This window comes from Alkalihalobacillus sp. BA299, from assembly GCF_017745675.1.
GTDB lineage: Bacteria > Bacillota > Bacilli > Bacillales > Bacillaceae_F > Alkalihalobacterium.
On sequence record NZ_JAFLJM010000006.1, the window covers coordinates 1 to 26146 of the forward strand.

A 26146-nucleotide genomic window follows, 5' to 3' on the forward strand; every position below is an offset into this window, starting at 1 on the left:
GATAAGTCAACATCGGATCGCTAGCGCTTCTCCGTGTTTCCTTTATCTCCTGCGGTTCAGTCCAGTCCGTACGTCGGTAAACGGCCGCTTCCGCTTTTCATGTCTAGCTGCAGCGGCCACCGACTAGTGAGACTTCCTTCACCGCCGTACGATAAGTCAACATCGGATCGCTAGCGCTTCTCCGTGTTTCCTTTATCTCCTGCGGTTCAGTCCAGTCCGTACGTCGGTAAACGGCCGCTTCCGCTTTTCATGTCTAGCTGCAGCGGCCACCGACTAGCGAGACTTCCTTCACCGCCGTACGATAAGTCAACATCGACTCACTTTTTCTAATTTTAACGTAACAAATAAAAGAAAGCTAGAGAAGCCATTTTACTGTGAAATGTGTTTTTTAATTACTAGGCTAGAGTGATCAGTTTATTCATAAATTGGTGAGGGGTCTCCAATGCTTTATTACTAAGATATATTGCATATTCTAATGGAAGCTCTCTAGAAGTAATATCTTCTTTTTTTAATTTGCCTTGTTCAAAAATTAATCTTCCAGGTTTTGAATTGGCTTCAAATAGCCAAACTTGCCCATTTTCGTCCATTCCTAGGTCAAAGCCAATTTCTCCAATGCAGCCTTCTAATTGCTGCTCTATTTCTTTACTTAATATTATGGAAGCTCGCTTCAAGTCACGTACCTGCTCTTTTGAAAATAGTCCGTTTTGACAAAGCTCTTCAACCGACAACACTTCTCCTCCACGGTGAATATGAGTCGTCACACTTTGCCAGCCAGCCTTTTTGGCTGCAATTGCACTTACTTCCCACTGTCCATCTATATTTTTATTTGTATGAATTCGGAAGTCGAGTGGATGTTTTCCGATTTTTAAAAGATCAATACCTTGTTGAACAATAATATCATTTAAGCCTTGAGAGAACTCATCACGTAATAGCCTTTTTAAGCTAGAGTATCTTCTTAAACGAAGCTTTTCTTCCTCATGGAAGCGACAATAATAATAAGGCTCATCAGGGAGTTTAATGATTTGTTTGATTTCTTCACCGTGACTTCCTTCAATCGGTTTCAGATAAAGGTGTTTATATTTTTTTAATAGCTTCTGAACTTCTAGGTAGTTTGGTTTGTTTAAGCTTTCAGGTAAATAATGTTGAACTTTATCGACCGTCGATAGTTTTTGATATACCTCCCATTTATTAAAAAAGCTAGGGTTGAAATATGGGATTGCATAATCGGTTTCAAATTTTACTTTTGCCGATTGGATAACCTCAAGGTTTTCGGTGCGCCGGTTTGGAATTCGGTTATAGATTACATTTGGAAACGGAACGGTCATTAATGTCCAGCTTCCTTTTTCTAGGAAATACCCATTAATTTCTCCGTTCTCCCAGTTGATATGATGATGACCAAACAAGAAGTAAAAACCACCAATTTCATCTTGGGTTCTTAACATTTTTGTATACTGTAAAGTTCTCTGTCCTAACGGGAACTGACTTGAAGAAGTAAAGCCTGCTGTAAAAATGCCAATCAGAGGCCCAATCGCTAAACATCCGTTCTGATAAAAGAGATGAATGGGCTTTTCAAAGGGAATACTCAATTCTTTGTATAGGTTTTCTGATAGAAAGATGGTATGTTCACATTCTTCGTTTTTCTTAATCTGGCAATGCACAGTTTTACTTCCAAATGACAATTCAATTGAAGTATTCGTATTAAGTGATCTTTGACCTAGAAATGAAGGGGGTAACTGGACAATAGAAGCATCATCGAAACTTCTTTTTAATTGAAATGATTGTTTCATTAGGAGCACTCCTTCACTCAATTTTTATAAACAGAAAAAAGGGGCAACCATTTCTTTTTTTTTACTTTTTCGATATGATGGTTAATAGTGTATATTAGGCATTTGTTGATAGCGTATAGTATGTAAATGACCAATTTTTTGTGAATAGATGAGTTGTAGGAGGTTAGTTAGAAAGTGAAGGATGTCCTTTTAGTTTTGATAATGATCGTCATTGGAGCAATTATTGGTGGGGTAACTAATTCTTTAGCTATTAAGATGTTGTTCAGACCCTATAATCCAATATACATAGGAAAAAAGCGAATTCCGTTTACACCCGGTTTAATTCCTAAAAGAAGAGGAGAATTAGCGGAACAATTAGGGAAGATGGTTGTTCAACACCTCTTGACTCCTGAAGGGATACAACGAAAGTTGCTTGATGAAACGTTCACACATGAAATGAAGCAGTGGGCTCAAAAGGAAGTCGCCTCATTTTTAGAAAGTGATACGACATTAAACGATTTATTGGCTCAACGTTTTGGAGTGGAAAATGTACGAGATACACTCGAAGTAAAAACTGAGCAATGGATCAAAACTAGCATAAAGACTTTTTGCGTTGAAAATAGACAACGACCGCTTGACCAATTGTTACCTAAGAATTGGTCAAGAAAATTGGAAAAAACCATTCCGAACTTAACCCAATTTATATTAGAAAGAACAAAGGATTACTTTCAAAATGAGGATGGTAAAGAGCGATTAAGTCAAATGATTGACCGATTTTTAATGGGAAAAGGAACACTAGGAAATATGATATCAATGTTTTTAGGCAACGATCGATTAGTCGATAAAGTTCAGCCCGAGATCATTAAGTTTTTAAATGATGAAAGTGCACAGAAAATGATTGAGTCAGTATTAAGAAAAGAGTGGAATAAGCTTAAAGAAAAACCACTTTCTTACTATTTAAATAAAGTAGAGGAAGAGGAAATTATTTCATTTATAAAAAAAACAGTAGTAGAGCGTGTTCCAGTGTATCGCTGGGTGGTTGAACCATTAAATGACTGGACAAAACCGTACGCAGAAACAATCGTTCAAAACTGGATCCCTAAGGTAGTTGACATGGCTGGTTTAGCATTAGTTTCACGTCTTGAAGGGCTAATGCAAAAACTTAATTTAGAAGATGTTGTAAAAGGACAAGTGGAAGGCTTTGCTGTAGAACGTCTCGAAGAAATGGTCCTTTCGATTTCAAGAAGAGAATTTAAAATGATTACTTATTTGGGGGCACTTCTTGGGGGAATGATTGGCTTTATTCAAGGTATAATAGTTGTTTTTTTATAGATTGTACATTAGTGTTTAGTTAATAATTTATAAAAAATCAACATGAGAGATGAAATTGAACTCATATTATGGTAGAGTCGGTAAATACCACATTGAAGGAGGAGTTATTATGGCTAATATTTACGATATAGCACATGAACTTGGAAAAACGATTAAAGAAAGTGATGAGTTTAAATTATTAAAACAATTGCATGTAGAAATCGAGAAAGATCAAGCAGCAAATCAAATGCTTGAAAATTTCCGTAAAATGCAAATGGAATTACAGCAAAAGCAAATGCAAGGAGTGCAAATTTCTGAAGAAGAGGCACAAAAAGCACAACAGCTATTTGAATTAGTGCAACAACAACCAATCATTTCAAAGATGATGGAAGCAGAACAACGTTTAAGTGTCATCATTACAGATATTAATCGTATTATCACTGAGCCATTAGAGGAATTGTACGGAAATCCTGAGCAATAAGAGCTCTAATAATATGTGTTTAAAAAGCAGAGCCAGACTTTTTTGAACAACAGCTAAAGAATGTTCTATTCTAGCCCCCGTTTTCATAGTCTTTACTATAACGTATGTCACGTTCTTAGTAGAACAATGAGAAGGGGGATTTTTGTGGCTTACCGTCTATTAGCTCTAAATATTGATGGGGTTCTTTTACGCTCTAATGCTCGCCTTAGTCGACAAACAAAAGATGCGATTGAATTCGTCAAAAGTAAAGGTGTATATATTACATTAGCGACTGATCGACCATTTCCAGCTGCTAAGAGAGTTGCGAAGGCCTTAAAATTAGATTCATGTTTAATTACACACGATGGTGCATATTTAGCTTCAGAATTGGATGAACCTATATTTGAAAAACGAATTCATGAAGATAAAGTGTTTCAAATTGGAGAAATACTTGAAAATTATTCTTGTCACGTACGCCTTCTTCATGAACGATATGGAATTGGTAATAAATTACGAAGCAAAAGTCAGCTCATGGCAAAAATGACGATAGGACTCGGTGATCCGTTATTTTATCCAGTCACTTTTGTCGATTCAATTTGTGATTATATTTTAGATAATCCAATTGCACCACCGAAGATTCAAATTCAGTTTTTAGAGCAAGATCAAAAAATAGAAGCTATTGAAGAAATAGAGAAACAAGTAGGTAATATCAATGTTATAGAAGGTCAACAAGGACGAATTAGTATTGTACCTGAGGGTGTTTCGAAGGTAAGAGGACTCCAACGTTTAGGGCGTGAACTTGGGATCGGGTTAGATCAAGTAGTAGCAATTGGTTCAACCGAAGAGGATATAGATCTTATTACGCAAGCAGGTTTGGGAGTAGCGATGGGAAACTCACCAAAATCAGTTCAACAAGAAGCAGATTGGGTGACTCGTTCAAATGATATGCATGGTGTAGCGTATATGGTTCGTGAAGTGTTTCGAAAGCAGTTGAAAATCGAAAAGTAATAGCATTAGTATAGATAAATTTAAATAAATGAGGCGGACCTATTGGTCTGCCTCATTTATTTAATTACAACAAAGTATAACTGTTACAGTTAGAACCCTGTCTAGCTACAGCTTAGCGGTGAAAAAGTAATAGCTTTCCAGCTCTTGTTAATCGATGAGGGTGCGCACTATAATTTGCTTCTGCTAGCTTTTGCTCCCCTATCCGTTTCGCTTCCTCATCACTAGCTGCTTGGATGGTTTCATTTAATAATTGTTCACCCGATTGATTGAAAACAGTTAAATAATAGTCTGCCATCATAACCCACCTCTAATATATTATTAGACTTGTAATCATATTTTAAAATTAAACGCTTACATATTCAAGTGAAAATGTATTCAAAACTTTATGCAAACGCGTGAAAGTTAATAGTAATCTATTAAAGAAGTCGTTAAAATTTCATATAGAAGCTTTGGCTTATCGATTATCTTTGTCACCATCTTTATCCGTTTAGTTATTTTACCGTTAACAATAAAGCAAAGCCGTAGGAGCTTAAACAAATAGAAGACATAAAAAGTGAGGGCTGCCTCGTTTTTTATTTAGGAACAGGATAGAACGTGTGTTCACTTTTTGTTATAATTAATAAATATACCATTATTTCCTATTGGGTGGTGAAATGATGAGACGATTGCGTTTTATTCATACAGCAGATTTACATTTAGATAGTCCATTTAAAGGCTTGACTCATTTACCTGAGTCGTTACTTCACCAAATACATGAAAGCTCATTTCAATCGTTTCGGAAAGTGATTGATACGGCAATACAAGAAAATGTTGATTTTGTCATTATTTCAGGAGATTTATATGATAGTGATCAAAGAAGTTTAAAAGCCCAACTGTTTTTAAGAAAAGAATTTGCACGTCTTGACGAAGAGAATATCCCTGTATATATAATTCACGGCAACCATGATCATTTGAACGGGAAGTGGGTCTCTGTTAACTGGACGAAAAACGTTCATGTTTTTTCTAGTGAAATAGAGTGTAAACACTTTGTTGCTCGTAATGGAACTACAGTTCATTTATATGGGTTTAGTTACCGTGATCGTGAAGTGTTCGAACGAAAGGTTAGTTTCTATAAAAAAATAGCTGGAGTAGATTATCATATAGGTCTTCTTCATGGTCAAGAGCAAACTATGTCAGGTCACAATCCATATGCACCATTTCATTGGCGAGAATTGGAAGAAAAAGAGTTTGACTACTGGGCTTTAGGGCATATTCATCAATTGACGCAACTAAAGCCTTCAATTTTCTACCCGGGAAATATTCAAGGTAGACATCGTAAAGAAACAGGAAAAAAAGGATGTTTGCTTGTTGAAATAGTTGAAAAAAAAGATGTAAATGTACAATTTTATGAAACAGCTCCAGTAATATGGGGAACGATTGAAGTTTCAATTAACAAAATTAAAACCGCAGAGCAATTTTTTTCATACTGCGAACAAGTTATTGATAATCAGCGTTTAATAAATAAAAACACGATGTTACACCTTCATTTTACTGGTGAAGGGTCAGCTTCAGAAATTATAGATGAGGCAGGTCAAATGGAGGAGTGGATTGAATACGTTAATGGAGAGCAAGAGTACGAAGATGGTTTTGTATGGATTTGTTCATATGAAAATGACACAAAAAAGAAATGGGATATAAATGAATTAAAAAAACAGGAGGACTTTTTAGGTGACATTACAAGAGTAACCGAACAATTAGTCGAAGGATCTTATGAAGATGTAAAAGAAATTCTAAAAGAATTATATCGTCATCGTAAAGCTAGACATTTTTTACAGCCACTGAACGAAGAAGAGTATAAGAAGCTTATACAAAATGGACGAGATGTACTTTTAAAAGAGCTGTTAAAGGAGTGGGGTTAATTGAGAATTACCAAGTTACATATTTATGGATTTGGAAGGTTTTACAATGTGCACATTGACCTCTTACCCTCAGCGTTACAAGTAGTTTATGGAGAAAACGAAAAAGGAAAATCCACGATAAAATCGTTCATAACAACGGTGCTTTTTGGGTTTCCGATGAAATCTCAAGTTGGCGCACACTACGAACCGAAACAAGGGACAAACTATGGTGGTAAGCTATTTTTAGAAACGAAGGACTTAGGGGAAGTAACAATCGAAAGACAAAAAGGGAAAAATGGTGGTAAAGCAATCGTCTATTTCGCAGATGGCTCAATTGGTGGAGAGGATACATTACATCAGCTACTAGGTGGTATGGATAAAAGTTTGTTTACAGGAATATTCTCTTTCAGTGCTAGCGACCTTCAAAAAATTGAGCAACTAAAGTCAGATGAATTAAACCGATATTTGCAAGGGGCGAGTATTTTAGGAAAAGGTTCATTAATCGAGTTAGAGAAAAAACTGGAAAAAAATCAACAAGAGCTTTTTAAACCAAGTGGAAAAAAGCCGATTCTTAATGAGAAACTTCAACGGCTAGAAGATATTCGTCATAAACTAAGAGAAGTTGAAGGACAGCTTTCTCAGTATGACGAATTACTGTCGCAAAGAAAAAATTTAAGCTATCAACAAATAGATGTAGACAAGGACATCAATCGCATAAAGGAAGAAATAAGGGTACTAGAAATTCTAAAAATCATGAAGCCTTTATATTTTAAAGAAAAAGGCATTGTTGCACAACTAGAGCAACTTCCGTCTGTAAACGATTTTCCATTACATGCAGTCGATCAAGTAAAAGATAGTTTAGCGAAAGAACAAACGCTTAGAGAACAGATAAACGAATTAGAAGGAAAGTTAGTTGAATATAAAATGCGGTTGAAAGACATTGCTTTAAGACCAAACTTTGATCAATTAAAGGAACAATCCTTATTAATCAATGAGAAATCGTTTGAATATGGTAAGTTAAAAGAAGAGCTATCGAATATTGAATTGGAGATACGTAAAGTAGAGCAATTAATTACTGATCAAACAGAAAGGTTAGGTAAGGATTGGAATAATGACCTCATTCTCCAAACACAAACTAGTTTAACAGCAAAAGAAGAGTTGAAAAAGCTCGCTAAAAGAGAAAGAAAGGTTCACTATGAAAGAGAACAACTAGAAGTTGAGCTTAAAACAAAGTCGATGCAACAGGAACAAACCAAACGTACTATTCAAGAAATTCTTTCACAATGTCTATCTGATGATGATGAACATAGATTAGAGCAACAAATGTTGAAAGTGAAAGAAGACATAACTAGAAGAAAAGAAATCGAACAAAATATCAATTGGCTTAACATTCAGTCGAAAGACTCTATTAATAAGAATAAAAACAGCTGGTTGTTTAAATGGATCGCTTTATTTTTTCTTGGGGTGAGTGGGTGGCTAATATCTACACAGCAATGGATTCCTGCTTTACTTTCAATCATTTCAGCTATATTCATGATTATCGTAGGTAGTAATACGAAAAAAAGTGAGAACAATCAGTTGCCACAAAAAATAAAGGAGTACAAAAAAAAGCTAGATCAACTCCAAACGACTCTAGAACTTGAAAGAGAAATGGATCGCATTGATCACATTGTAAACGAAAATGTTGCTAGAAAAAATCAGCTAGATTTATGGATTAAACAAAGTTCTCAAGAGGAAAATGGATATAGATTATTATTGCAAGAGTTTGAAATATGTGAAAATGAAAAAGAGCTCATTCATAATCAAATAACAGAATGGTGCAATAAGTATCAATTTGTCCATTATGGAAATTGTGAGCATCTATTAGAATTGTTTGGTCTCATTGTTGAAGTGAAACAAAACATCAACCATAAAAATTATTATGAAAATAGAAAAATAGAAATCGTTGAAAACCTCAATGAAATTGAAGAGTTAGGTCGTAACATTGCAGCAGAGCTCGAAATTGATGAACATGTTAGCTTATCTGTTCTTGTGCATAAAATAGCAGAGATCGTAGAGATGGAACAAAAGAGTAGGTTTGAGTATAATGAGGGCCAAAAAAATATTAATATGATCGAGCTGGAGTTGGATGCTCTTAAACAAAAAACTCATTATTTGAAAGATGAACGTTCAAAATGGATGATGAAAGCGAAGGTAAAAAACGAAGAACAGTTTTTTTATTATGCAAAAGTCGCTATTGATAGACAAGCACTTGAAAAGGAATTGTTATTGTTACGTTCACAGCAAGCGCAAGTTAAACCAGATCAGTTCACATTAGAACAAGTGAAAGGCTTATTAGATCAAGACAATACGAGTATTCTAGATCCATTAAAAACGTTAACTGAGCAATTAAAGCAAGCTGAAGTTCAGCAATCTACTTTACAAAACAAGCTTGGTCGCATAGAGCAAGAAATTGAACAATTAGAAACTGAAGAAAGCTATTCCCAGCTTCGTCAAACCTATGAAATAAAAACAGATGAATTTCAAGCGGTAGCTAAAGAGTGGGCGACAGTTCGCATAAGTCAACTTATTTTGAGTAAAGCAAAATCGATCTATGAAACAGAAAGGCAGCCTGTTGTGATTCAAAAAGCGAAGGAGTTGTTCTCTCTTATGACAAATGGAGAGTATGTCAATTTAATTGCACCTGTATCAGAAAATGCATTTATTGTTGAGCGTTATGATGGTATGCGTTTCTCTCCAGACGAGTTGAGTCAAGGAACAGGTGAACAATTGTACTTATCGCTAAGACTGTCACTTGCTTTAGCTTATCAAGCGCCATCTCCAATGCCGATCATTTTAGATGATATAATGGTAAATTTTGATGATGAGAGAAAGCAAAATACTAAATATGTTATTGAGCAAGTAGCCGAAAATCATCAGATTCTTTTCTTCACATGTCATCAGCAAATTAAAGATCTGTTTCATCAAGAATTAACGATGGTTTTGTCATAGTCATGTTTCTTTATTATAGGATGTAGATTTGATAAAATATCAATGTACCATTATGATACATTTGTTGGAAACTAGTATTGAGGAATCCTGCTTAAGAAGAGTAGGATTTTTTCATATCATAATGATTGTAATAAAGGACACCTTGTAAATCCTAGGAGGGATGAAAGTATGAGTAAGTTTATCGTATATTTAGTTGAAGATGAAGAAAATCTTTCTCAAGTATTAAAAGCGTATTTAGAAAAAGAAGGTTGGACTGTAAAAACATTTAACAATGGAGATGCTGCTGTTCAAGCCATAGAAGATAAACCGCATTTATGGATATTAGATATTATGTTACCTGGTACAGATGGTTACCAAGTGTTAAAGGCGATTAAAGAACACGGGGACACACCTGTTATCTTTATTTCAGCTCGAGATCAAGATTTAGATCGAGTATTAGGATTAGAAATGGGTAGTGATGATTACCTAGCCAAACCATTTTTACCACAAGAATTAGTGATCCGTGCAAAAAAATTACTTTCAAGAATTTATGGTACAGGTCAAACTGAACAACGGAAAATAGAATTAAATGATTATTTAATTGACCCGATTGGAAGAACAGTAATCGATAAACACGGGTCAACCGATCCAGTAGATTTAACGACAAAAGAAATGGATTTAATTTTATTGTTAACAGGAAAAGTAGGAAAAGCTTTTTCGCGTGAAGAAATTATTGAACATGTGTGGGGAGAAAATTATTATGGATCTGAACGTGCAGTTGATGATGTAGTAAGACGAGTTCGAAAGAAGATGCCTCGAGTACATTTAGAAACTTTATATGGTTATGGATACCGCGTACTATCGTCATGATTAGAGTTAATTTAACCCAAAGAATTTGGCTGTCTTTTATTTCATTAATTGTACTTGTTGGACTTTCTATAATTATCATCTACCCGATTTCTATTAAAGGAACACTAACTGAAGAAACGTATCGGATTATTGAACAGGAACAAGCACGCTTTGCGAATCCGTATAGTGAGTATTTTACTCCGCCACAATCAGAAATTGATTTTATCGAACGGCGAGAAGCGGAACGGTCAGTGGGGCACTTGTTTGTTTTAAACCAATATGGGACTCTGCGAGGAGACCCAGTTCCGAATGAAGTACTCCAAGAAATGGGGGAAAATGCGTTTACACAAGAAAGCACGAGAGGCCGATACGAATTAACATACGGTGGTGCGACATTATTTTATGTCATCACTAAATTAAAAACAACCAACGAAGAAGCTTATCAAATTTCCTTTATGTGGGATACGTATCGGGATCGGATGGTTAACCGACTTTGGGAACGATTGCTTTACATTTTATTACTTACGAGTGCATTAAGTTTATTGCCAGCCATTTATTTAAATCATTATTTAAGACAACCACTAGCCGTATTAGGTAATCATTTTGAACAAATAGCAGCACGTAATTGGCAGGAGCCTTTCAAATGGAAAGGCGATGAAGACTTTCAAAAGCTATCTTATCAGTTTGAACGAATGCGTCAAAATTTGATGCGTTATGACCGGGCACAAAAGACGTTTATTCAACATGCATCACATGAACTAAAGACACCGATCATGGTTATTAAGAGTTATGCTCAGAGTGTTAAGGATGGTATACTACCAAAAGAGAATATAGAAAGTACGATGAATGTCATCCTTGAAGAAGCGAATCGAATGGAACGTCGTGTGAAGGATATGTTGTATTTTACAAAACTAGACTCTTTAAAAGATGAGGATCCGATTCGAGAAGAAATTTCGTTTGGAGCGATAGCCTTTCACTTGGAGGAGAGGTTCCGTATTCAGCGTGAAGATGTGACGTTTATTATTACAGGAGCAGATATTAAATTCAAAGGAGATAAAGAACAAATTCAAGTTTTATTAGAAAACTTCATTGAAAATGCGCTTCGCTATGCCGATCAAAAAATCTATATAAAAGCTGAGAAGAAAGAACAATCGGTAAAATTAACTGTAGAGAATGACGGTGAACCAATACCCGCAAACGATGTGCCTAATATTTTTACACCATTCCATAAAGGAAATAAAGGACAATTTGGTTTGGGGCTAGCTATTGTAAAACGAATTGCTGAATTACATGGTGGTTATCCTGGTGTTGAGAATAAAGAGCAGGGTGTTTGTTTCTTTGTCATATTACCACAGGATGATGTTAAGAGGAAAAGATAAAAATAAAAAAAGAGGAATAATGTGATGAACTTTGATAACAACATTGTTATTGCAGGTAAAATCACATGTCCTTATAAAATAGGGTCTTTTACGCAAACGATACACTAAAGTGAATAAACAATATGATATACTAAATGAGATAAAATTGTTGAAAGTGGTGGAATTATGAGCAAAGGAATTGTCCACTATCGAACAGGGGATTCTTTAGATAGTTATTTTCTAATTAAAACAGCAACAAAAGGTATAGCTAGTAATGGAAAACCTTTTCTAACCTTAATATTAAGTGACAATACTGGAGAAATAGAAGCCAAACTTTGGTCCTGTTCACCTGAAGATGAAGTAACATTTGTAAGCAAGGAAATTGTTCATATTATTGGTGAGCTTTCTGAGTTTCGAGGAAGAAATCAATTAAAGATTAATAGTATTCGTCCAACAACGGCACTGGATAATGTAAAAATAGCTGATTTTATACGTTCGGCACCAGTTTCACCAGAGGAAATGCTTGAAAAGATTACTCAATATATATTTGATATGAGGAATGCTAATATTCAACGGATTACTCGACATCTATTGAAGAAACATCAAGAAGTATTTCTTGAATCACCAGCCGCAACTAAAAATCATCATGAATTTGTTTCAGGTTTAGCGTATCATGTTGTGTCGATGTTGGATTTAGCAAAATCAATATCAATGCTTTATCCTAGCCTAGACACAGATTTACTCTATGCTGGAATTATATTACATGACTTAGGGAAAGTTCGAGAGCTCTCGGGTCCAATTGATACAGTTTATACTCTTGAAGGAAAGCTACTTGGCCATATTACAATTATGGTCAATGAAATAGGTGAGGCCGCTCAAGAGCTTGGGATAAATGGGGAAGAAGTGATGATCCTCCAACACCTTGTCCTTAGTCATCATGGAAAAGGCGAGTGGGGGAGTCCAAAACCACCATTAATACGTGAAGCTGAAATTCTGCATATGATTGATAATATTGATGCAAAAATGAATATGATGGACCGAGCCCTTGAACGAGTGGAACCAGGTGAGTTTTCTGATCGGGTCCAAGCTCTTGAAAATCGCTCACTATATAAACCATCATTCCATGACAGACCGTTAGATTTATAATTCAACGAACTCGGAATAAAAAGCTTCCTTCCAAGCAGTAAAATAGACATAGAAAAAAAAGACAAGCATAGATTAGTAGAAAGAACTGTTTAAGGAAGGGAGATTTTAATGAAAAATAAGCAAATACAAATGATAGTCCTCGTATGTATTGGTCTTTTTCTTTTCTTTGTTTCTGGACTTGATTTTTCATCAGTTGTATTATTGAATGCGGATCCATGGTGGATGTATTTTGTAGTCTTGGGAATATTAGTAAGTGCCTATTATTTTATGAAATATTCGATAGAAGATAAAAAAATTGATGAAGAATTTATTGAAAAAGAAGGACAAGTGTTTATGGAGCGTATCGAAGAGGATCGTGCAAAAAGAAGAGAATATAGTGAAAAGCCATAAGGAAGCTATCCTTATGGCTTTCTTTTTTAATTCCCTTTTGGTTGATAATTAGCAGTATGATGCACCTACAATGATTAATAAGATGAATAGAACAACGATTAAAGTAAAACCACCGAATGCTGGTTTAGGAGTTGGACATGCTGACATTTATACCATCCTTTCAATTACTAATTAATGACTTATACAATAACCTATGCGAGAGGATAGAAGTTGGTCTAGGCAAATGTGGAAATAAAAAAATGCAGGTGAAGCATTTGCTTTACCTGCGGCATTTCAATTAATTAAAAAGATCTTTAAATTGTGGATCATTTACTTTTAAGTTGGCATCATTATACAATTCGTCCATGACTTCATCATAGGATTTCACTATCACACGTTTATCCGTGACTTTAATAATATGGAAACCGTGTTCAGTTTCGACAATGTCACTAACTTCACCGACCTCTAAATTGAAGGCAGCTTCCTCAAACTCTGGAACCATTCTTCCTTGTCCAAAGAAACCAAGCTTTCCACCTTTTTGAGCAGAGCCTGGATCAACAGAATGCTCAGTTGCCAGTTCCTCGAAGTCTTCTCCAGCATTAATTTTTTCAAGTATTTCTTTAGCTAAGTCTTCTTCTTTAACTAAAATATGACTAGCTTCGACTTCAATTGTAGATTCATCTATATTTTCTGCATCAACTTCTTCGATATCTTGAGTCATTAAGTCCTGAATAGCAAGTCTTGAGATAATAAAGTCATTTTTAAATTCTTCGATCGTTTCAACAGGTAAGCCGAATTGTGTTTGAAGGATTTGTAATAGTTCCTCATCTGTTTCAACACCAAATTCTGCTTTAAAAGTATTAATCTCTTCTTCAACGGTAGCTGGATCAATACCTGCATCTGCAATAACTTGATTTAAAATTTGCTTTTCAACCATTTCTTTTAATAATTCATTACCATGTCTATCTTTTAATTCTTGAAGGAATTCCTCTTCTGTAACTGTTACATTTGTTCCTTCAACAATTGTTCCACCTTGTGTACCATTATTAGCACATGCTCCTAATAATAGCGCACCAGACAAACTAAGCGCTAAAATGCTTTTTTTCATCATGCTTGTCCACTCCTCAACCGTTTATGTTTTCAACATTTTTTCTTGCACAATCTTTACTATAACACAATCTTTAATGAAATGAAAAAGGTACAAGGCTTTTAAACCACTATCAGAATTAGTGCAATCGCCCAGTACATTCAATTGTTTCGTGCATAGGATATGGTAACGAAGCAATGAGGAGGTGTTTTAGATGTCTCACGCATATTACGGTGGCTTCGCGTTAATTGTGGTGTTGTTCATCTTATTAATCATCGTTGGTGCAGCTTGGTGCTAAAAGAACGACTTTTATAGCCTAAACCTAACTTAATCGGATCGACAGGTGAAACTTGAGTTAATTAGAGAGAGCCTATTTAAAATTCAAAAGGAGGATGGCTTATGTCAGGCGGATACGCTGGTGGATTTGCGTTACTTGTCGTCTTATTCATCCTGTTAGTAATCATTGGAGCTAGCTGGGGCTACGGTTACTAATAATGGAATAAAAAGGATGGGGCATATAGCCTCATCCTTTTTACACTTTAGGTGTTTTCCTTTTACTTATTATGTAAATAGTATTTTTACATATGTTGATGTTAACAAAATGGTAATGAGAACATTTATAGTACGAAAGACAACTGGTTGTCTTTCTTCAGGAATTTCTTTTTGCAAACATAAAGCATTCGTCATAGAATTAAAAATAAAAAGGATAAATAAGGCAAAAATAGCAAATATAAAAAGCATATATGAGCCCCCAATATATTTAATAAAAATAAGATGGACGTAACGTAGCAAGTTCTTATAAAATAACTTTAACAAAAGATGAGTAAAAAAGATAGTTGTTCGCCTGAAGAACAACTCGAGTGAAGATTAGAAAAAATTGTAGGTGGTGTAGTTTGAAGAAAACTGTTAATTGGAAAGTTAGTTTTTTAGTTTTAGCAAGTTTCAATGTAATTCTATTTTTTTCAGTCGGAATTTTATTTTTAATGCTATTATCTTCCATTGACCAAGACGAGGGTCAAATGATAGATGAAACTAAACCTGAAGCCAACTTTACGATTAAAACGACGCGAGACGAATTAAATCAACTCATTGCCTTAAAGCTTAAAGAACAACCGAAACAAGTTGTGACATACCATGTTTTTTTGACAAATGAACAAATCGAACTGCGAACAGCAATACCAATATTGTCTAGAAATATAGAAGTCCAAGTAAATATGATTCCAGAAGTTGCACCTAATGGAGATTTATTATTGCATATTTCCACCTTATCAATGGGCCAACTTCAATTACCACAGCAAATCGTACTTCAGATGCTCACAGACTTTCTTTCATTTCCACCATATGTAAATTTAAACCCTACTGAACAAACAGTGCATATTGTGATGTCAGAAATAACGGAAGTAGAAAATATATTCTTCTATTTTGAAAAATTTGATTTACCAAATAATGAGATTGAATTATTAATGAAAATCGAGTAAATGTGAGGCTGACACATAAGTAGTTTCGCTATGAGTCAGCCAACACTAAATCATTCCTACTAGCCAATAAAAATCTATCGTTAGCAAAATTATCATTAGCTAGCTCTACTTAATAAAATATGAAAACCGTCATAATGATCTTCAATAAACGATGATTTTGGTGCTTTAAATAAGTGAGTAACATAAATAATATCGTATATACTAAGTCCAAAATTGATCGCTGCAAAAATAGAGAAATAAGGTAGATGTTCAGGTGAAAAAATCGACCCGATAGTTGCAAATACAGTTATCGTTAATAATGGAAATAAGGCAGATGTAATACATAGCCTTTTGGTAATCGTATTTGGAATAAAGCAATACAAAATAGGGAATTTCTGTGTTCTTTTTATCGTTAATTTAGCATACTTCCCACAAAGCCAAATCGGTACGCAATGTAATAATTTATGGAAAATAGTGATTAATATAAGTCCGCCGATAAAAGGGATCACCCCGTATTGATTTATACTTGTTACTTCAATAAATGAACTTAAGAATAAATAAAAAACAAGAAAAAATAAAACTCCAGAAGTAATTGAGACGATAGTAAGTCGAGTGTGACCAAAGTCACGAGCAATATTAACAGATTTCCAGCAAAACAAGGTGAATAGCACCTCCTTAATCTATTTGAATAATTTACGATGAATTCGCTAGAAAATCAATAGGTATGACAAAATAATTAAATATTCTTTTTTTATTGACAAATAAATTTTTTAGTGAAAAGTAGGTGATGAAGGTGTATGACGAGGATTATTTTAAAAAATTACAATTTCAATATAGTCTGTTATTAAAGATGATTGATAGAGAATCTTATCCATTTTATGCACTAGCACTTGAAAAAAACTTATCAGAGGATGAAGTTGAGCAAGTATTATTATTGTGTCAAGAACTACAAAAAGAATACGAGGAGCAGTGTGAACTTGGTTTTGTTCATCATACACCACTTCTCGTACATTTTGTTGGTATGCTTCCCGAAAAATTAAATTTAGAGGATACATTGAGTGCTTTAAAAGCACAAGATTTATATTCTGATCTAATTGAAGTGTTACAAAAGGCTGTAAAAAGGATTGAAAAGGAATAACCAGCAACCGTGCTTACCTAGTTTCTGCAGGTTGTTGCGGCTTTAATATTCCATCTTCATCAGTGAAGTCATGTTCAAATTTGTCTAATGTTTTTTCAAAAATGTCCATAAAATCATGACCATAAATGTGGCGAACAATACTCATTAATTCAGAAAACTCAGGAAATTTACCATATAAGTCTTTAATTGGCAATGCTCCACCATAAATGCTATAAGTTCCTGGGTTGTAGCATTCTAGAGTTTTTAGAAGTAGCTTTTCACCATCCGGTGTTAAATAAACATAGGTATTCCTTTTATCATTTTCTTTTTTCGAGAATGTTAGTAAACCACGCTCTTCTAGCTTCTTGGAAAAATTGAAAGCTGTTGAAACATGCATAACTCCGAATTTCGCTATATCAGAGATTGAAGCCCCCTCTAAGTGATAGGCAATCCACAAGATATGATGTTCGTTAATGTTTAAGTCAAAGGGTTTAATCCATGACTGCCAATCTTTTTCAACAGACTTCCACAAGGCCTTACTTAGCTGAGCAACCTTGTGGCTAAACATTATTGACTGCTTAATAGAGTAAGGTACGTTATGGTCCATTGTTCTCCCCCATTACTAATATTATTTTTATACTATATTTTCTTTATATTATGACAATAAATTGTATATTAATAAAGAGAAATTTTAATTTTTTTTAAAAAATCCGATAATTTCATGAATTATTATTCATGAAAGCGTTTAAATAATGAAATGATTACCAGCGTCGACTACTTTCAACTACTTCTTGTAACCTATTAATTTCCTTTTGGAGTTGCTTTAGAGCAGGCTCTATTTCTCGTTTCCAATCGTCGACAGAGTCTTTTACGTCTTGTGAAACGATTTCGATTGCTTCTTTACTTATTTTTGCTGTTTCAGAAAACTGTTTTTTGAGTGAAATAGTTTGTTCTTTTGTTTCGTCTAAGTTTTTTTTAATTTTAGTAACAGATTCGGTAAGTGAAGCTTGTACTTCTTGGCCTGATTTAGGTGTGAATAATAGAGTTGTAATGCCTGTTACCACGCTACCAAAAATCACTCCATAAAATAAAGGTTTGAACTTCATATAAATAACCTCCCATTATTAAATAGTAGGAAAATATATTAACTATCAACATATAATGGTTAAAATACAAAATTGAAATATTTTATAATTTGTGTTCATGAAAAGCCAAAGAAATTTAAAAAGGAGGCTTTACAATGAGTGGATTAATATTTGCTTTTTTTGCATGTGCAATCTTATTCCTTTTTAGTACGGGTTATATATTCCTCCGAACTGTAAAACGTGCCCAAGATAATGAGGAAAGGAAGAATTGGAAACGATATGGACTTAGGCTAGGTTTCTTTTCGTTCCTCTTCTTAGGACTTGCAATATGGCTATTAACTTCATATTATTAATTATTTTTAACAAAGCACCCCCAATGAATGGAAGGTGCTTTTGGTTTAAGACAAATTATTGATTGTTTTTAAATGTGATCATAAACTGACGTAATGCCTCACAAGCTTCGACTGGCACAGAATTGTAGGTTGATGCTCTGCAACCTCCTACTGAACGATGGCCATTAAGACCAACAAAACCTGCTGCTTTTGCTTCAGCTAAAAACTTTTTATTCAGCTCTTCGTTTGGAAGGTTAAATGTAATATTCATTAGAGAGCGGCTGTCTTTTTCAGCATGCCCACGATAAAACCCAGAACTTTCATCAATGACATCATAGATTAATTTTGCTTTTTCAACATTTCTATTTTCTATTGCTGCTAGTCCACCTTGTTCTTTTACCCACTCCAATACTTTCGATAACATGTAAATAGCAAATGTAGGAGGGGTATTATAAAGTGAATTTGCATCAGCATGAGTCGTGTATCGAAGGATGCTTGGAATATCTTGACGTGAATTTTCGAGTAACTCTTTTTTTACAATAACAACTGTTACACCTGAAGGTCCTAAGTTCTTTTGAGCCCCAGCATAGATCATCGAAAAATTCTCAACTTCGATAGACCGGCATAAAATATCGCTTGACATATCAGCAATTAAAGATGTATTTTCTAATTGTGGGAATTTATGCCATTGTGTACCGAAAATTGTATTATTGGATGTAATATGGAGGTATGCATCATTTTTATTAATTGAAATTTGTTCCACATTAGGAATGGAAGTATACCCACTTTCTTTTGTTGAAGCGCCGATAAATGTTTCACCAATTAGCTTTGCTTCCTTTAAAGCTTTTTCAGACCATGAACCAGTTAAAACATAATTTCCAATTTCTCCTTCTTTTAACAAATTCATTGGAATTTGTGCAAATTGAAGGCTTGCTCCACCTTGAAGGAAGAGGACTTCATAGTCGCTAGGAATTTGTAATAATTCTCGTAACAAGGATTGAGCTTGTTGGTGAACGCCTTCATACTCCTTACTTCGATGGCTCAGCTCCATTACAGACATTCCAGTTTGCTTAAAGTTTACAAGTTCTTCTTGAGCTCTCTTTAAAACCTCTAACGGTAATGCAGATGGGCCTGCATTAAAATTGTACGCTCTCTCCAATTCTTTCACTCCTTTATCTCTTTAAAACATTAATGTTTATATTACTCCTATACTATCACGGCAAGGGTTGTGTTTCTATTATTTTTTTAATTATTAATAAATTTGCCTTTAATTGAAAAGTGAGAATGAGACTGGTGTTCAGCCTCATTCTCTTACCTATTTAATTCCGGCTGAAATGGAAGTGGCTATTTCTTGTAGTTCTTCGAATGAATATTGACTGCTATTGTCTTTCCATACAGCCCCAAAGCCATCGCCTTCTCCATATCTAGGGATGAGATGAATATGATAATGGAATACAGTTTGTCCAGCAGCTTTACCGTTATTATTAACGATATTTAATCCGAGTGGGTTGAATTGTTTCTTAATTGAATTTGCAATCTTTGGAACGACTGAAAAGAGGTGAGCAGCAATTTCCTCATCCAATTCAAAAATATTTTCCTGATGAACTTTTGGTATGATTAGAGTATGGCCTTTTGTTACTTGACTTATGTCCATGAATGCTAAAACATGTTCGTCTTCATAAACCTTTGCGGCAGGAATTTCGCCCTGAACAATTTTACAGAAAATACAGTTTGGATCATAATTAGTCATCGATTATCCTCTCTTTCACTTTTGGTACTTTTTACTATATGTAAAGAATAACGTGTAAAAGTATTGGATGCAACAACATAACAAGAGAACAAAAAGGAAGTAAACAAAGTAAAATAACCTGTTATAAAACAGAATGAAAAATTATTGAATTAATTATACAGAATATAGACACAGACTGAGTGGTTTGTTATAATTGTTTCGAAGATTAAAAAAATATAAAATATTTAGTGTGGAGTAAAATGATGATAGGGGAGGAATTAATATGCACGTACCTTTAGTTTTAACTCAATTTTTAGACAGAGCCGTAAGTCTTTATGGAGAGAAAACCGCAATCATCGATGACACAAGAGAACTAACGTATAACCAATTAAATGAAAGAGTGAATCAACTTTCACATGGATTGAAAGCGCTTAATATCAAAAAGGGTGATAAAGTAGCATATTTAGCACCCAATACAATTGAAATGCTAGAAGGCTTTTACGGTGTGTATCAAGTTGGAGGGATAATGACTCCGTTAAATACACGTCTTAAGCCAGAAGACTATGTTTTTATTCTTAATCATAGTGAAAGCCAAGTTCTATTTGTCGATGAAGAACTTTATCCTTTAGTTGAACCAATTCTCAGTGAATTAACAACGGTTAAGAAAGTTATTGTTCACGGAGCTACTAAATCATATGAAAACTGTGAAAGCTATGATGAATGGCTAAGTCAATTTCCATCTTCAGTTTTTGACCGTATAGAATTAGAAGAAACTGATATTGCTAGCTTACTATATACGAGTGGTACGACAGGTAATCCTAAAGGAGTATTATTAACACATCGTTCCAATTATTTACATGCTTTAAGCGTACAACATCACTTACGAGTTTCTGACGAAGATAAATTGCTTCATATTTTACCGATGTTCCATGTGAATGGATGGGGTTCACCATTTTACTACACAGCAAATGGTGCTACTCAAGTTATGCTTCGTAAAGTAGACCCTAAAGTTATTCTAGAAAAGGTTCAGAAGCATAACATTTCGATCATGCACATGGCTCCTACGGTATTAAATATGATTTTTGAAGAGTACAATCAATCTAAACCATCTATTGATCAAGATGTTCGAGTAGTTATTGCTGGTTCTGCACCACCGCCTGCATTCGTAAGACGAGTAGAAGAAGATCTCGGGTGGGAATTTTTACAAGTTTACGGTATGACTGAAACATCACCACTTATTACAGTTTCTCGTATTCGTTCACACCTTAATGATTTACCAATCGAACAGCAATACCGTTTAAAGGCGAAAACAGGATACTCAATGATTGGTACACAGGTTAAAGTAGTTGATGAGAATGGTGATGAAATCCTACATGATGGTGTTGCAATTGGAGAAATTGTCACTCGTACAAATGGTGTTATGGAAGGGTATTTAAAAAACCCTGAGGCTACAGCGGAGACGATTCGTAACGGTTGGCTGCATACAGGTGATATGGCTACAGTAGATGAAAACGGCTATATTGAAATTTGTGATCGGAAAAAAGATGTCATTATTAGTGGCGGAGAAAATATTTCTTCCATTGAAGTTGAAGGTGTTCTTTATGACCACCCTGCAGTACTTGAAGCGGCAGTCATCGCTGTTCCACATGAAAAATGGGGAGAAGCTCCACATGGAGTAGTTGTTCTTCGTGAAGGACAATCTGTTTCTGAAGAAGATTTAATAGCATTTTCGCGTACAAAACTAGCTAATTTTAAAACACCTAAAGGAATTACATTTACAGATGCCCTACCAAAAACAGCGTCTGGTAAAATCCAAAAGGTTCAAATACGTAAAGAGTTCTGGGGCGAGCGTACACGTCTCGTTAACTAATGAAGGGCTGGCACAATTTTCGTTGTGTCAGCCTCTTTAGTTTTATGATATTCGATTTAAGAATATTATCTGATACAATAAATACAATAGGATAAAAAAGGAAGGGATATAACGACGTGGGAAAAGTATTAGAAGTAACTAACTTAACAGGTGGTTATCATGCGAGTAAACCTGTTCTTCATGATGTTAATTTCTCGGTTCGATCTGGAGAGATTGTCGGATTAATTGGTTTAAATGGTGCAGGGAAGAGTACAACCATTAAACATATATTAGGCTTAATGGAACCAATTAATGGTAAGGTAACCATTGATGGACAATCGTTTATCGAAAATCCGAATGAGTATCGAGCTACGCTAGCTTACATACCTGAAATTCCAATTTTATATGAAGAACTTACATTATGGGAACATTTAGAACTCACAGCGATGGCTTATGGTATTGAGGAAAAGACACTTCAAATGAGAGGTGAATTATTACTTAAAGAATTTAAAATGGAACAAATGAAACGATGGTTCCCTTCTCACTTTTCTAAAGGTATGAAACAAAAAGTAATGATTATGTGTGCGTTTCTCGTCAACCCTAGTGTATATATCGTGGATGAACCGATCGTTGGATTGGACCCTGTTGGGATAAAATCATTTTTAGACTTGTTAGTTGAAATGAAAGGAAATGGAGCAAGTATCCTTATGTCGACACATATACTAGCAACAGCTGAAAAATACTGTGATCGCTTTGTCGTCTTACACAGAGGAAGAGTCATTTTATTTGGAACTTTAAACGAATTAAGGCAAAAATTAGGTATTCCAAATGGGAGTCTTGATGATATTTATATCGAAGCGACGAAGGATGAAAGCCAATGAAAGAGGTCGAACAGTTATGGAGCAGTCGTTTAAAAAGTTATTGGGAAGTGGCGATAAGATACCTACGTCTAATTGGAAATAGTGGATTTTTATTCACAATCTATTTATTGATTATTGTTGGAAGTTATTATTACCGTCACTTTTTAGATTGGCTTCCTGAAACATTTCCGGCAGTATTGTTTTTTGTTCTCGTCAGTATGTTGCTATTAACAAGAGGTGCAGTGAGGACATTTGTAAAAGAAGGAGATTTAGTATTTCTATTACCAATGGAAGGAAAGCTACAACCTTATTTTCGCTCATCGATAATTTATTCAGTTATCATACAGAGCTCTTCCATGGTTATTATATTATTTTTGTTAGCACCAATATTCGCAGAGCGAATCAATCGTTCTTTTTCATCTTTCCTATTAGTGTTACTCTTCCTCATTGGAGCAAAAATATGGAATTTATTATGTAACTTTGAAGAGCAACGGCTGACATCACTACAGGAGAGAGTTTCTCATATAATTTTACGTGCTACCATAAATAGTACATATGCTTTCTTTTTATTTATTGAAGAGGGGTTGCTCTTTTTACTTGTAATAGCTGTAATTATGATAGGTGTTTATTTGATTTATTATCGTAAACTTCAATCGAAACATAGTATAAAGTGGGAGCAACTATTATGTATTGAAAATAAAATGCTCACTCATTTTTACCGGATTGCTAATCTGTTTACTGATGTACCTAAATTAAAAAGTTCAGTTAAAAAAAGGAGTTGGGCTAATCCCATCTTAACTATGATAAGATATCAAAGTCAGAATACATTTGATTATCTTTATACGAGAGCGTTTTTTCGTTCAAATGATTATTTTGGAATATATATCCGACTTATCATTGTAGGTACGATCGTACTTTTAGTTTTACCTGAAGGAATAGTACGTTACCTTTTATATTTCGTCTTTATTTATATGTCAGGATTGCAGATGTCGACTTTGTGGAAACATTTTTATAAAGCTATATGGGTTGAGTTGTATCCTATTGGCAAGAAAGCAAGACAACAATCTTTCTTCAGGTTAGTATTTGTTCTTCTTTCTGTTAAAGCTGTACTACTTGTTGGACTATTATCTTTATTTGCAGAAAGAATGGGTCTCTCGCTTAGTCTTTTACCACTTGGTATTGCTTTTGCTTATATATATAGTTTTCATTGGATGCATAGAAAGTTGAGAGTCAGTTGAAGTGACCCTTAAGGAAGGACGATGAAAATGGTAACGGATGATAGAGTAAAAGATGAACTTCGCAGCTGGCAAAAAAAGATGATGAAGCGTCAGTCAATGACAGGTCGGTTAGCGAAGCGGCTGCAAACAAAGGTGAATCAGATGATCCCTGAGAAAGTCCATCAAGTTGTAACAGCAAGTATTAAAAAAATGGTACATGCTACTTTAATTGGTTCAGAGTATACGACCTCTGTCAAACTTATTAAAAATAAAACGTTTGAACAGCGTGAACATTTAGTAGATGAAGCTATTAATAAGTATAAAAAGGCAGCTGCAGTTGAAGGGGCCGGAACTGGCGCTGGTGGGATTTTATTAGGAATGGCGGATTTCCCTCTATTATTAGGTATTAAGATGAAATTTCTTTTTGAAACAGCGAGCTGCTATGGATGTGATGTGAATAACTTTAGGGAACGATTATTTATCCTTTATTTATTTCAATTAGCCTTTTCAAGTGAGGCGAAACGAATAGAAGTGTACGAAATTGTTTCGAACTGGGAGGAATATGTACAAACGATTCCGACAGAACAAGCGTATTTAGAGAATATTAATTGGAAAGAGTTTCAACTGGAATACCGTGATCACATCGATTTAGTTAAAATGCTTCAGCTTATTCCTGGGTTTGGAGCCATCGTTGGGGCCGCAGCTAATTATCATTTTTTAGATGTTCTTGGTGAAACCGCCAAAAATGGATATCGTATGAGAATATTAAAAGAATAGTTGCAAAATACGTTGTAGCAACTATTAAGGAATACAAGGAGCGTTCCTATACTATAGATACGCTCCTTCTTATGAAGTATACTTTTGTTATTTATTACGTTAATATTAAATTAGAAATTCCTATAGACCTTATTCGTCTTCTACTAAATAGTGTAATGTGATATGCCCTAAAGTTTTAGCTGCGATTAGCATAGCTCTTTCATCAAAGTCGAATTTTGGGTGATGATGTGGATAAGCAACGTTCCACTCTGGGTTTCTAGCTCCAGTAAAGAAGAAAGAACCTTTAACATTCTGAAGGTAATAGGCAAAATCTTCGCCACCCATTTGTGGTGTCATATTTTCAACTTCGTAAACTCCTGGAACTTTATTCGCGATTGTCGCTACAACTTCAGTTTCTTCATCATGGTTCACCACTGCAGGATAGCCTCTAAAATAATGATACGTAGCTGAAGCATCAGCAGCTAAAGTTGTACCATCTACGATCCTCTTAATCTCTTGTTCCATTTTAGTACGAATATCTTCATCAAATGTTCTTACTGTACCAATTAATTTGGCAGAATCAGCAATAACATTAAAAGCATTTTTAGCTTCAAATGAACCAATGGAGAGTACGGCTGCTTTTAATGGGTCTACTCTTCTACTTACAAGCTGTTGCAAGTTTGTAACTAGCTGTGATCCAATAACAACGGCATCTTTTGTTAAGTGAGGCATCGCACCGTGTCCACCTTGGCCATGAATTTCTACTTCAAATCGGTCTGCAGCAGCCATGATTGGTCCTTTTCGATATTGAATTTTTCCTAAAGGCTCAGTTGCCCATAAATGAGTGCCGAACACATAATCTACACCGTCGAGACAACCGTCTTGTATCATCGCAATGGCCCCACCTGGAGCGTATTCTTCTGCATGTTGATGAATAAATACAATTGTTCCAGAAAGCTGTTCTTTCATACTATTAAATACTTTAGCTAAACCAAGTAGAGTAGCTGTATGTCCATCATGTCCGCAAGCATGCATAGCCCCATCTACTTTTGATTTATAAGGAACATCTTTTTCATCTTGAATCGGTAAGCCATCAAAATCAGCACGAAGAGCAATCGTTTTACCCGGTTTACTTCCACGAAGAATAGCTACTACTCCTCTTTCGCCGACATTTATTTTTACTTCATGTCCAAGCTTTTTATGGAATTCAGCAATGTATGCTGGTGTATTTTCCTCTTGAAATGAAAGCTCAGGATATTGATGTAAGTACCTTCTAATATCGACCATTTCTGAATATACGGAATCTAAGCCTTTGTTAAGTTGTTCTCTCACGGTTATCACCCCAAAACTAAGAAAATGGCATTCTTAATATTATATTTCGATAAATGAGTGAAATATTCCTTTATTTCTAAAGGGGTTTCTATTTAACAGGGCAGTTGTCTTCCACTTAAAAAACGAAAAAACCTAAAGGAAAAGCAAAGCTTTAACCTACAGGTTTTTTACACAAAGCCAAGTATTTGCTAGTCGGAGCTAAACAAGATTC

Annotated in this window: 29 protein-coding genes; 18 read left to right on the forward strand and 11 right to left on the reverse strand. The window is 34.8% G+C overall.

Features of this window, described 5'->3' with window-relative positions; genetic code table 11:
• Positions 1-395: 395 nt before the first annotated feature.
• The gene (locus J0N78_RS09250) at positions 396-1787 is read right to left on the reverse strand and encodes a YheC/YheD family endospore coat-associated protein (protein WP_209122775.1); all 1392 of its coding nucleotides are present in this window, start codon (positions 1785-1787) and stop codon (positions 396-398) included.
• 174 nt (positions 1788-1961) lie between these two features.
• Between J0N78_RS09250 and J0N78_RS09255 the strand changes: the two genes are divergently transcribed.
• The 3 genes from J0N78_RS09255 (at position 1962) to J0N78_RS09265 (ending at position 4545) form a co-directional block, all read left to right on the forward strand.
• The gene (locus tag J0N78_RS09255; RefSeq protein ID WP_307794919.1) at positions 1962-3098 is read left to right on the forward strand and encodes a DUF445 domain-containing protein; all 1137 of its coding nucleotides are present in this window, start codon (positions 1962-1964) and stop codon (positions 3096-3098) included.
• A 109-nt stretch (positions 3099-3207) separates the two neighbouring features.
• Entirely contained in the window at positions 3208-3558 is a 351-nt protein-coding gene (locus J0N78_RS09260) for a YlbF/YmcA family competence regulator (RefSeq protein ID WP_209122776.1), read from the forward strand.
• Between the two features lie 144 nt (positions 3559-3702).
• Positions 3703-4545 (forward strand): HAD family hydrolase, encoded by an 843-nt coding sequence (locus J0N78_RS09265; RefSeq protein WP_209122777.1) that lies wholly within the window; start codon positions 3703-3705, stop codon positions 4543-4545.
• A 112-nt stretch (positions 4546-4657) separates the two neighbouring features.
• Here J0N78_RS09265 and J0N78_RS09270 read toward each other — a convergent pair whose 3' ends face one another.
• Positions 4658-4840, reverse strand: a complete 183-nt coding sequence (locus J0N78_RS09270) for a YhzD family protein (protein ID WP_209122778.1) — start codon at positions 4838-4840, stop codon at positions 4658-4660.
• A 361-nt stretch (positions 4841-5201) separates the two neighbouring features.
• On the opposite strand from J0N78_RS09270, the gene J0N78_RS09275 reads away from it, so the two are divergent.
• From J0N78_RS09275 to J0N78_RS09300, 6 genes are all read left to right on the forward strand, one after another.
• Positions 5202-6443 carry a metallophosphoesterase family protein gene (locus tag J0N78_RS09275; RefSeq protein ID WP_209122779.1) on the forward strand — a complete coding sequence of 414 codons (1242 nt, stop codon included), beginning with the start codon at positions 5202-5204 and terminating at the stop codon, positions 6441-6443.
• A complete protein-coding gene (locus J0N78_RS09280) occupies positions 6444-9413 on the forward strand; it encodes an ATP-binding protein (RefSeq protein ID WP_209122780.1) in 2970 nt (989 codons plus the stop codon).
• Positions 9414-9581: 168 nt separating this feature from the next.
• Positions 9582-10262, forward strand: coding sequence for a response regulator transcription factor (locus tag J0N78_RS09285; protein WP_209122781.1), 681 nt, complete (start codon positions 9582-9584; stop codon positions 10260-10262).
• The gene (locus J0N78_RS09290; RefSeq protein WP_209122782.1) at positions 10259-11620 is read left to right on the forward strand and encodes a sensor histidine kinase; all 1362 of its coding nucleotides are present in this window, start codon (positions 10259-10261) and stop codon (positions 11618-11620) included. The genes J0N78_RS09285 and J0N78_RS09290 overlap by 4 nt, the downstream gene beginning before the upstream one ends.
• 165 nt (positions 11621-11785) lie before the next feature.
• Entirely contained in the window at positions 11786-12745 is a 960-nt protein-coding gene (gene yhaM, locus J0N78_RS09295; RefSeq protein ID WP_209122783.1) for a 3'-5' exoribonuclease YhaM, read from the forward strand.
• Positions 12746-12853: 108 nt separating this feature from the next.
• Positions 12854-13135: a sporulation YhaL family protein gene (locus J0N78_RS09300; protein WP_209122784.1), complete on the forward strand. Its 282-nt coding sequence runs from the start codon at positions 12854-12856 to the stop codon at positions 13133-13135.
• Positions 13136-13183: 48 nt separating this feature from the next.
• Here the strand turns inward: J0N78_RS09300 and J0N78_RS09305 are convergent, their stop codons facing one another.
• Positions 13184-13282, reverse strand: coding sequence for a YjcZ family sporulation protein (locus tag J0N78_RS09305; RefSeq protein ID WP_209122785.1), 99 nt, complete (start codon positions 13280-13282; stop codon positions 13184-13186).
• 130 nt (positions 13283-13412) lie between these two features.
• Positions 13413-14225 (reverse strand): peptidylprolyl isomerase, encoded by an 813-nt coding sequence (locus tag J0N78_RS25775; protein WP_247747227.1) that lies wholly within the window; start codon positions 14223-14225, stop codon positions 13413-13415.
• Between the two features lie 190 nt (positions 14226-14415).
• Here J0N78_RS25775 and J0N78_RS09315 point away from each other — a divergent pair, with 190 nt between their 5' ends.
• Both J0N78_RS09315 and J0N78_RS09320 read left to right on the forward strand, forming a co-directional pair.
• Entirely contained in the window at positions 14416-14499 is an 84-nt protein-coding gene (locus J0N78_RS09315; protein ID WP_209123028.1) for a YjcZ family sporulation protein, read from the forward strand.
• Between the two features lie 101 nt (positions 14500-14600).
• Entirely contained in the window at positions 14601-14693 is a 93-nt protein-coding gene (locus J0N78_RS09320; RefSeq protein ID WP_209122786.1) for a YjcZ family sporulation protein, read from the forward strand.
• Positions 14694-14762: 69 nt separating this feature from the next.
• Here the strand turns inward: J0N78_RS09320 and J0N78_RS25780 are convergent, their stop codons facing one another.
• Positions 14763-14942 (reverse strand): hypothetical protein, encoded by a 180-nt coding sequence (locus J0N78_RS25780; protein WP_216829381.1) that lies wholly within the window; start codon positions 14940-14942, stop codon positions 14763-14765.
• A 152-nt stretch (positions 14943-15094) separates the two neighbouring features.
• On the opposite strand from J0N78_RS25780, the gene J0N78_RS09325 reads away from it, so the two are divergent.
• Complete coding sequence (locus J0N78_RS09325) at positions 15095-15679, forward strand: YpmS family protein (RefSeq protein WP_209122787.1); 585 nt, start codon at positions 15095-15097, stop codon at positions 15677-15679.
• Positions 15680-15774: 95 nt separating this feature from the next.
• On the opposite strand, the gene J0N78_RS09330 is transcribed toward J0N78_RS09325, so the two are convergent.
• The gene (locus J0N78_RS09330; RefSeq protein ID WP_209122788.1) at positions 15775-16317 is read right to left on the reverse strand and encodes a DUF3267 domain-containing protein; all 543 of its coding nucleotides are present in this window, start codon (positions 16315-16317) and stop codon (positions 15775-15777) included.
• 134 nt (positions 16318-16451) lie between these two features.
• Between J0N78_RS09330 and J0N78_RS09335 the strand changes: the two genes are divergently transcribed.
• Positions 16452-16796, forward strand: a complete 345-nt coding sequence (locus J0N78_RS09335) for a DUF1878 family protein (protein ID WP_209122789.1) — start codon at positions 16452-16454, stop codon at positions 16794-16796.
• A 13-nt stretch (positions 16797-16809) separates the two neighbouring features.
• On the opposite strand, the gene J0N78_RS09340 is transcribed toward J0N78_RS09335, so the two are convergent.
• Both J0N78_RS09340 and J0N78_RS09345 read right to left on the reverse strand, forming a co-directional pair.
• Positions 16810-17382, reverse strand: coding sequence for an HTH-type transcriptional regulator Hpr (locus J0N78_RS09340; protein ID WP_209122790.1), 573 nt, complete (start codon positions 17380-17382; stop codon positions 16810-16812).
• A gap of 154 nt (positions 17383-17536) precedes the next feature.
• The gene (locus tag J0N78_RS09345) at positions 17537-17881 is read right to left on the reverse strand and encodes a YtxH domain-containing protein (RefSeq protein ID WP_209122791.1); all 345 of its coding nucleotides are present in this window, start codon (positions 17879-17881) and stop codon (positions 17537-17539) included.
• Between the two features lie 134 nt (positions 17882-18015).
• Here J0N78_RS09345 and J0N78_RS09350 point away from each other — a divergent pair, with 134 nt between their 5' ends.
• Positions 18016-18213: a hypothetical protein gene (locus J0N78_RS09350; RefSeq protein WP_209122792.1), complete on the forward strand. Its 198-nt coding sequence runs from the start codon at positions 18016-18018 to the stop codon at positions 18211-18213.
• Positions 18214-18268: 55 nt separating this feature from the next.
• Here the strand turns inward: J0N78_RS09350 and serC are convergent, their stop codons facing one another.
• Together serC and J0N78_RS09360 are read right to left on the reverse strand one after the other, a co-directional pair.
• A complete protein-coding gene (gene serC, locus J0N78_RS09355; protein ID WP_209122793.1) occupies positions 18269-19351 on the reverse strand; it encodes a 3-phosphoserine/phosphohydroxythreonine transaminase in 1083 nt (360 codons plus the stop codon).
• Positions 19352-19507: 156 nt separating this feature from the next.
• Positions 19508-19942 (reverse strand): HIT family protein, encoded by a 435-nt coding sequence (locus tag J0N78_RS09360; protein ID WP_209122794.1) that lies wholly within the window; start codon positions 19940-19942, stop codon positions 19508-19510.
• A gap of 262 nt (positions 19943-20204) precedes the next feature.
• On the opposite strand from J0N78_RS09360, the gene J0N78_RS09365 reads away from it, so the two are divergent.
• The 4 genes from J0N78_RS09365 (at position 20205) to J0N78_RS09380 (ending at position 24624) form a co-directional block, all read left to right on the forward strand.
• The gene (locus tag J0N78_RS09365; protein ID WP_209122795.1) at positions 20205-21791 is read left to right on the forward strand and encodes a long-chain-fatty-acid--CoA ligase; all 1587 of its coding nucleotides are present in this window, start codon (positions 20205-20207) and stop codon (positions 21789-21791) included.
• Positions 21792-21907: 116 nt separating this feature from the next.
• Positions 21908-22651, forward strand: a complete 744-nt coding sequence (locus J0N78_RS09370; RefSeq protein WP_209122796.1) for an ABC transporter ATP-binding protein — start codon at positions 21908-21910, stop codon at positions 22649-22651.
• Entirely contained in the window at positions 22648-23868 is a 1221-nt protein-coding gene (locus J0N78_RS09375) for an ABC transporter permease (RefSeq protein WP_209122797.1), read from the forward strand. Before J0N78_RS09370 ends, J0N78_RS09375 begins: the two co-directional genes overlap by 4 nt.
• A gap of 27 nt (positions 23869-23895) precedes the next feature.
• Positions 23896-24624 carry an EcsC family protein gene (locus tag J0N78_RS09380; protein WP_209122798.1) on the forward strand — a complete coding sequence of 243 codons (729 nt, stop codon included), beginning with the start codon at positions 23896-23898 and terminating at the stop codon, positions 24622-24624.
• 129 nt (positions 24625-24753) lie between these two features.
• Here J0N78_RS09380 and J0N78_RS09385 read toward each other — a convergent pair whose 3' ends face one another.
• Positions 24754-25935 carry a M20 family metallopeptidase gene (locus J0N78_RS09385; RefSeq protein ID WP_307794920.1) on the reverse strand — a complete coding sequence of 394 codons (1182 nt, stop codon included), beginning with the start codon at positions 25933-25935 and terminating at the stop codon, positions 24754-24756.
• Between the last annotated feature and the right edge of the window lie 211 nt (positions 25936-26146).

Coding starts and splice junctions, on each gene's coding strand:
- J0N78_RS09300 (WP_209122784.1), top strand. CDS start 12,854: ATGAAAAATAAGCAAATACAAATGATAGTCCTCGTATGTATTGGTCTT.
- J0N78_RS25780 (WP_216829381.1), bottom strand. CDS start 14,942: ATGCTTTTTATATTTGCTATTTTTGCCTTATTTATCCTTTTTATTTTT.
- J0N78_RS09360 (WP_209122794.1), bottom strand. CDS start 19,942: ATGACTAATTATGATCCAAACTGTATTTTCTGTAAAATTGTTCAGGGC.
- J0N78_RS09375 (WP_209122797.1), top strand. CDS start 22,648: ATGAAAGAGGTCGAACAGTTATGGAGCAGTCGTTTAAAAAGTTATTGG.
- J0N78_RS09340 (WP_209122790.1), bottom strand. CDS start 17,382: ATGGACCATAACGTACCTTACTCTATTAAGCAGTCAATAATGTTTAGC.
- J0N78_RS09305 (WP_209122785.1), bottom strand. CDS start 13,282: ATGTCAGCATGTCCAACTCCTAAACCAGCATTCGGTGGTTTTACTTTA.
- J0N78_RS09365 (WP_209122795.1), top strand. CDS start 20,205: ATGCACGTACCTTTAGTTTTAACTCAATTTTTAGACAGAGCCGTAAGT.
- J0N78_RS09250 (WP_209122775.1), bottom strand. CDS start 1,787: ATGAAACAATCATTTCAATTAAAAAGAAGTTTCGATGATGCTTCTATT.
- yhaM (WP_209122783.1), top strand. CDS start 11,786: ATGAGCAAAGGAATTGTCCACTATCGAACAGGGGATTCTTTAGATAGT.
- J0N78_RS25775 (WP_247747227.1), bottom strand. CDS start 14,225: ATGATGAAAAAAAGCATTTTAGCGCTTAGTTTGTCTGGTGCGCTATTA.
- J0N78_RS09345 (WP_209122791.1), bottom strand. CDS start 17,881: ATGAAGTTCAAACCTTTATTTTATGGAGTGATTTTTGGTAGCGTGGTA.
- J0N78_RS09260 (WP_209122776.1), top strand. CDS start 3,208: ATGGCTAATATTTACGATATAGCACATGAACTTGGAAAAACGATTAAA.
- J0N78_RS09320 (WP_209122786.1), top strand. CDS start 14,601: ATGTCAGGCGGATACGCTGGTGGATTTGCGTTACTTGTCGTCTTATTC.
- J0N78_RS09350 (WP_209122792.1), top strand. CDS start 18,016: ATGAGTGGATTAATATTTGCTTTTTTTGCATGTGCAATCTTATTCCTT.
- J0N78_RS09270 (WP_209122778.1), bottom strand. CDS start 4,840: ATGGCAGACTATTATTTAACTGTTTTCAATCAATCGGGTGAACAATTA.
- J0N78_RS09290 (WP_209122782.1), top strand. CDS start 10,259: ATGATTAGAGTTAATTTAACCCAAAGAATTTGGCTGTCTTTTATTTCA.
- J0N78_RS09315 (WP_209123028.1), top strand. CDS start 14,416: ATGTCTCACGCATATTACGGTGGCTTCGCGTTAATTGTGGTGTTGTTC.
- J0N78_RS09285 (WP_209122781.1), top strand. CDS start 9,582: ATGAGTAAGTTTATCGTATATTTAGTTGAAGATGAAGAAAATCTTTCT.
- J0N78_RS09275 (WP_209122779.1), top strand. CDS start 5,202: ATGAGACGATTGCGTTTTATTCATACAGCAGATTTACATTTAGATAGT.
- J0N78_RS09380 (WP_209122798.1), top strand. CDS start 23,896: ATGGTAACGGATGATAGAGTAAAAGATGAACTTCGCAGCTGGCAAAAA.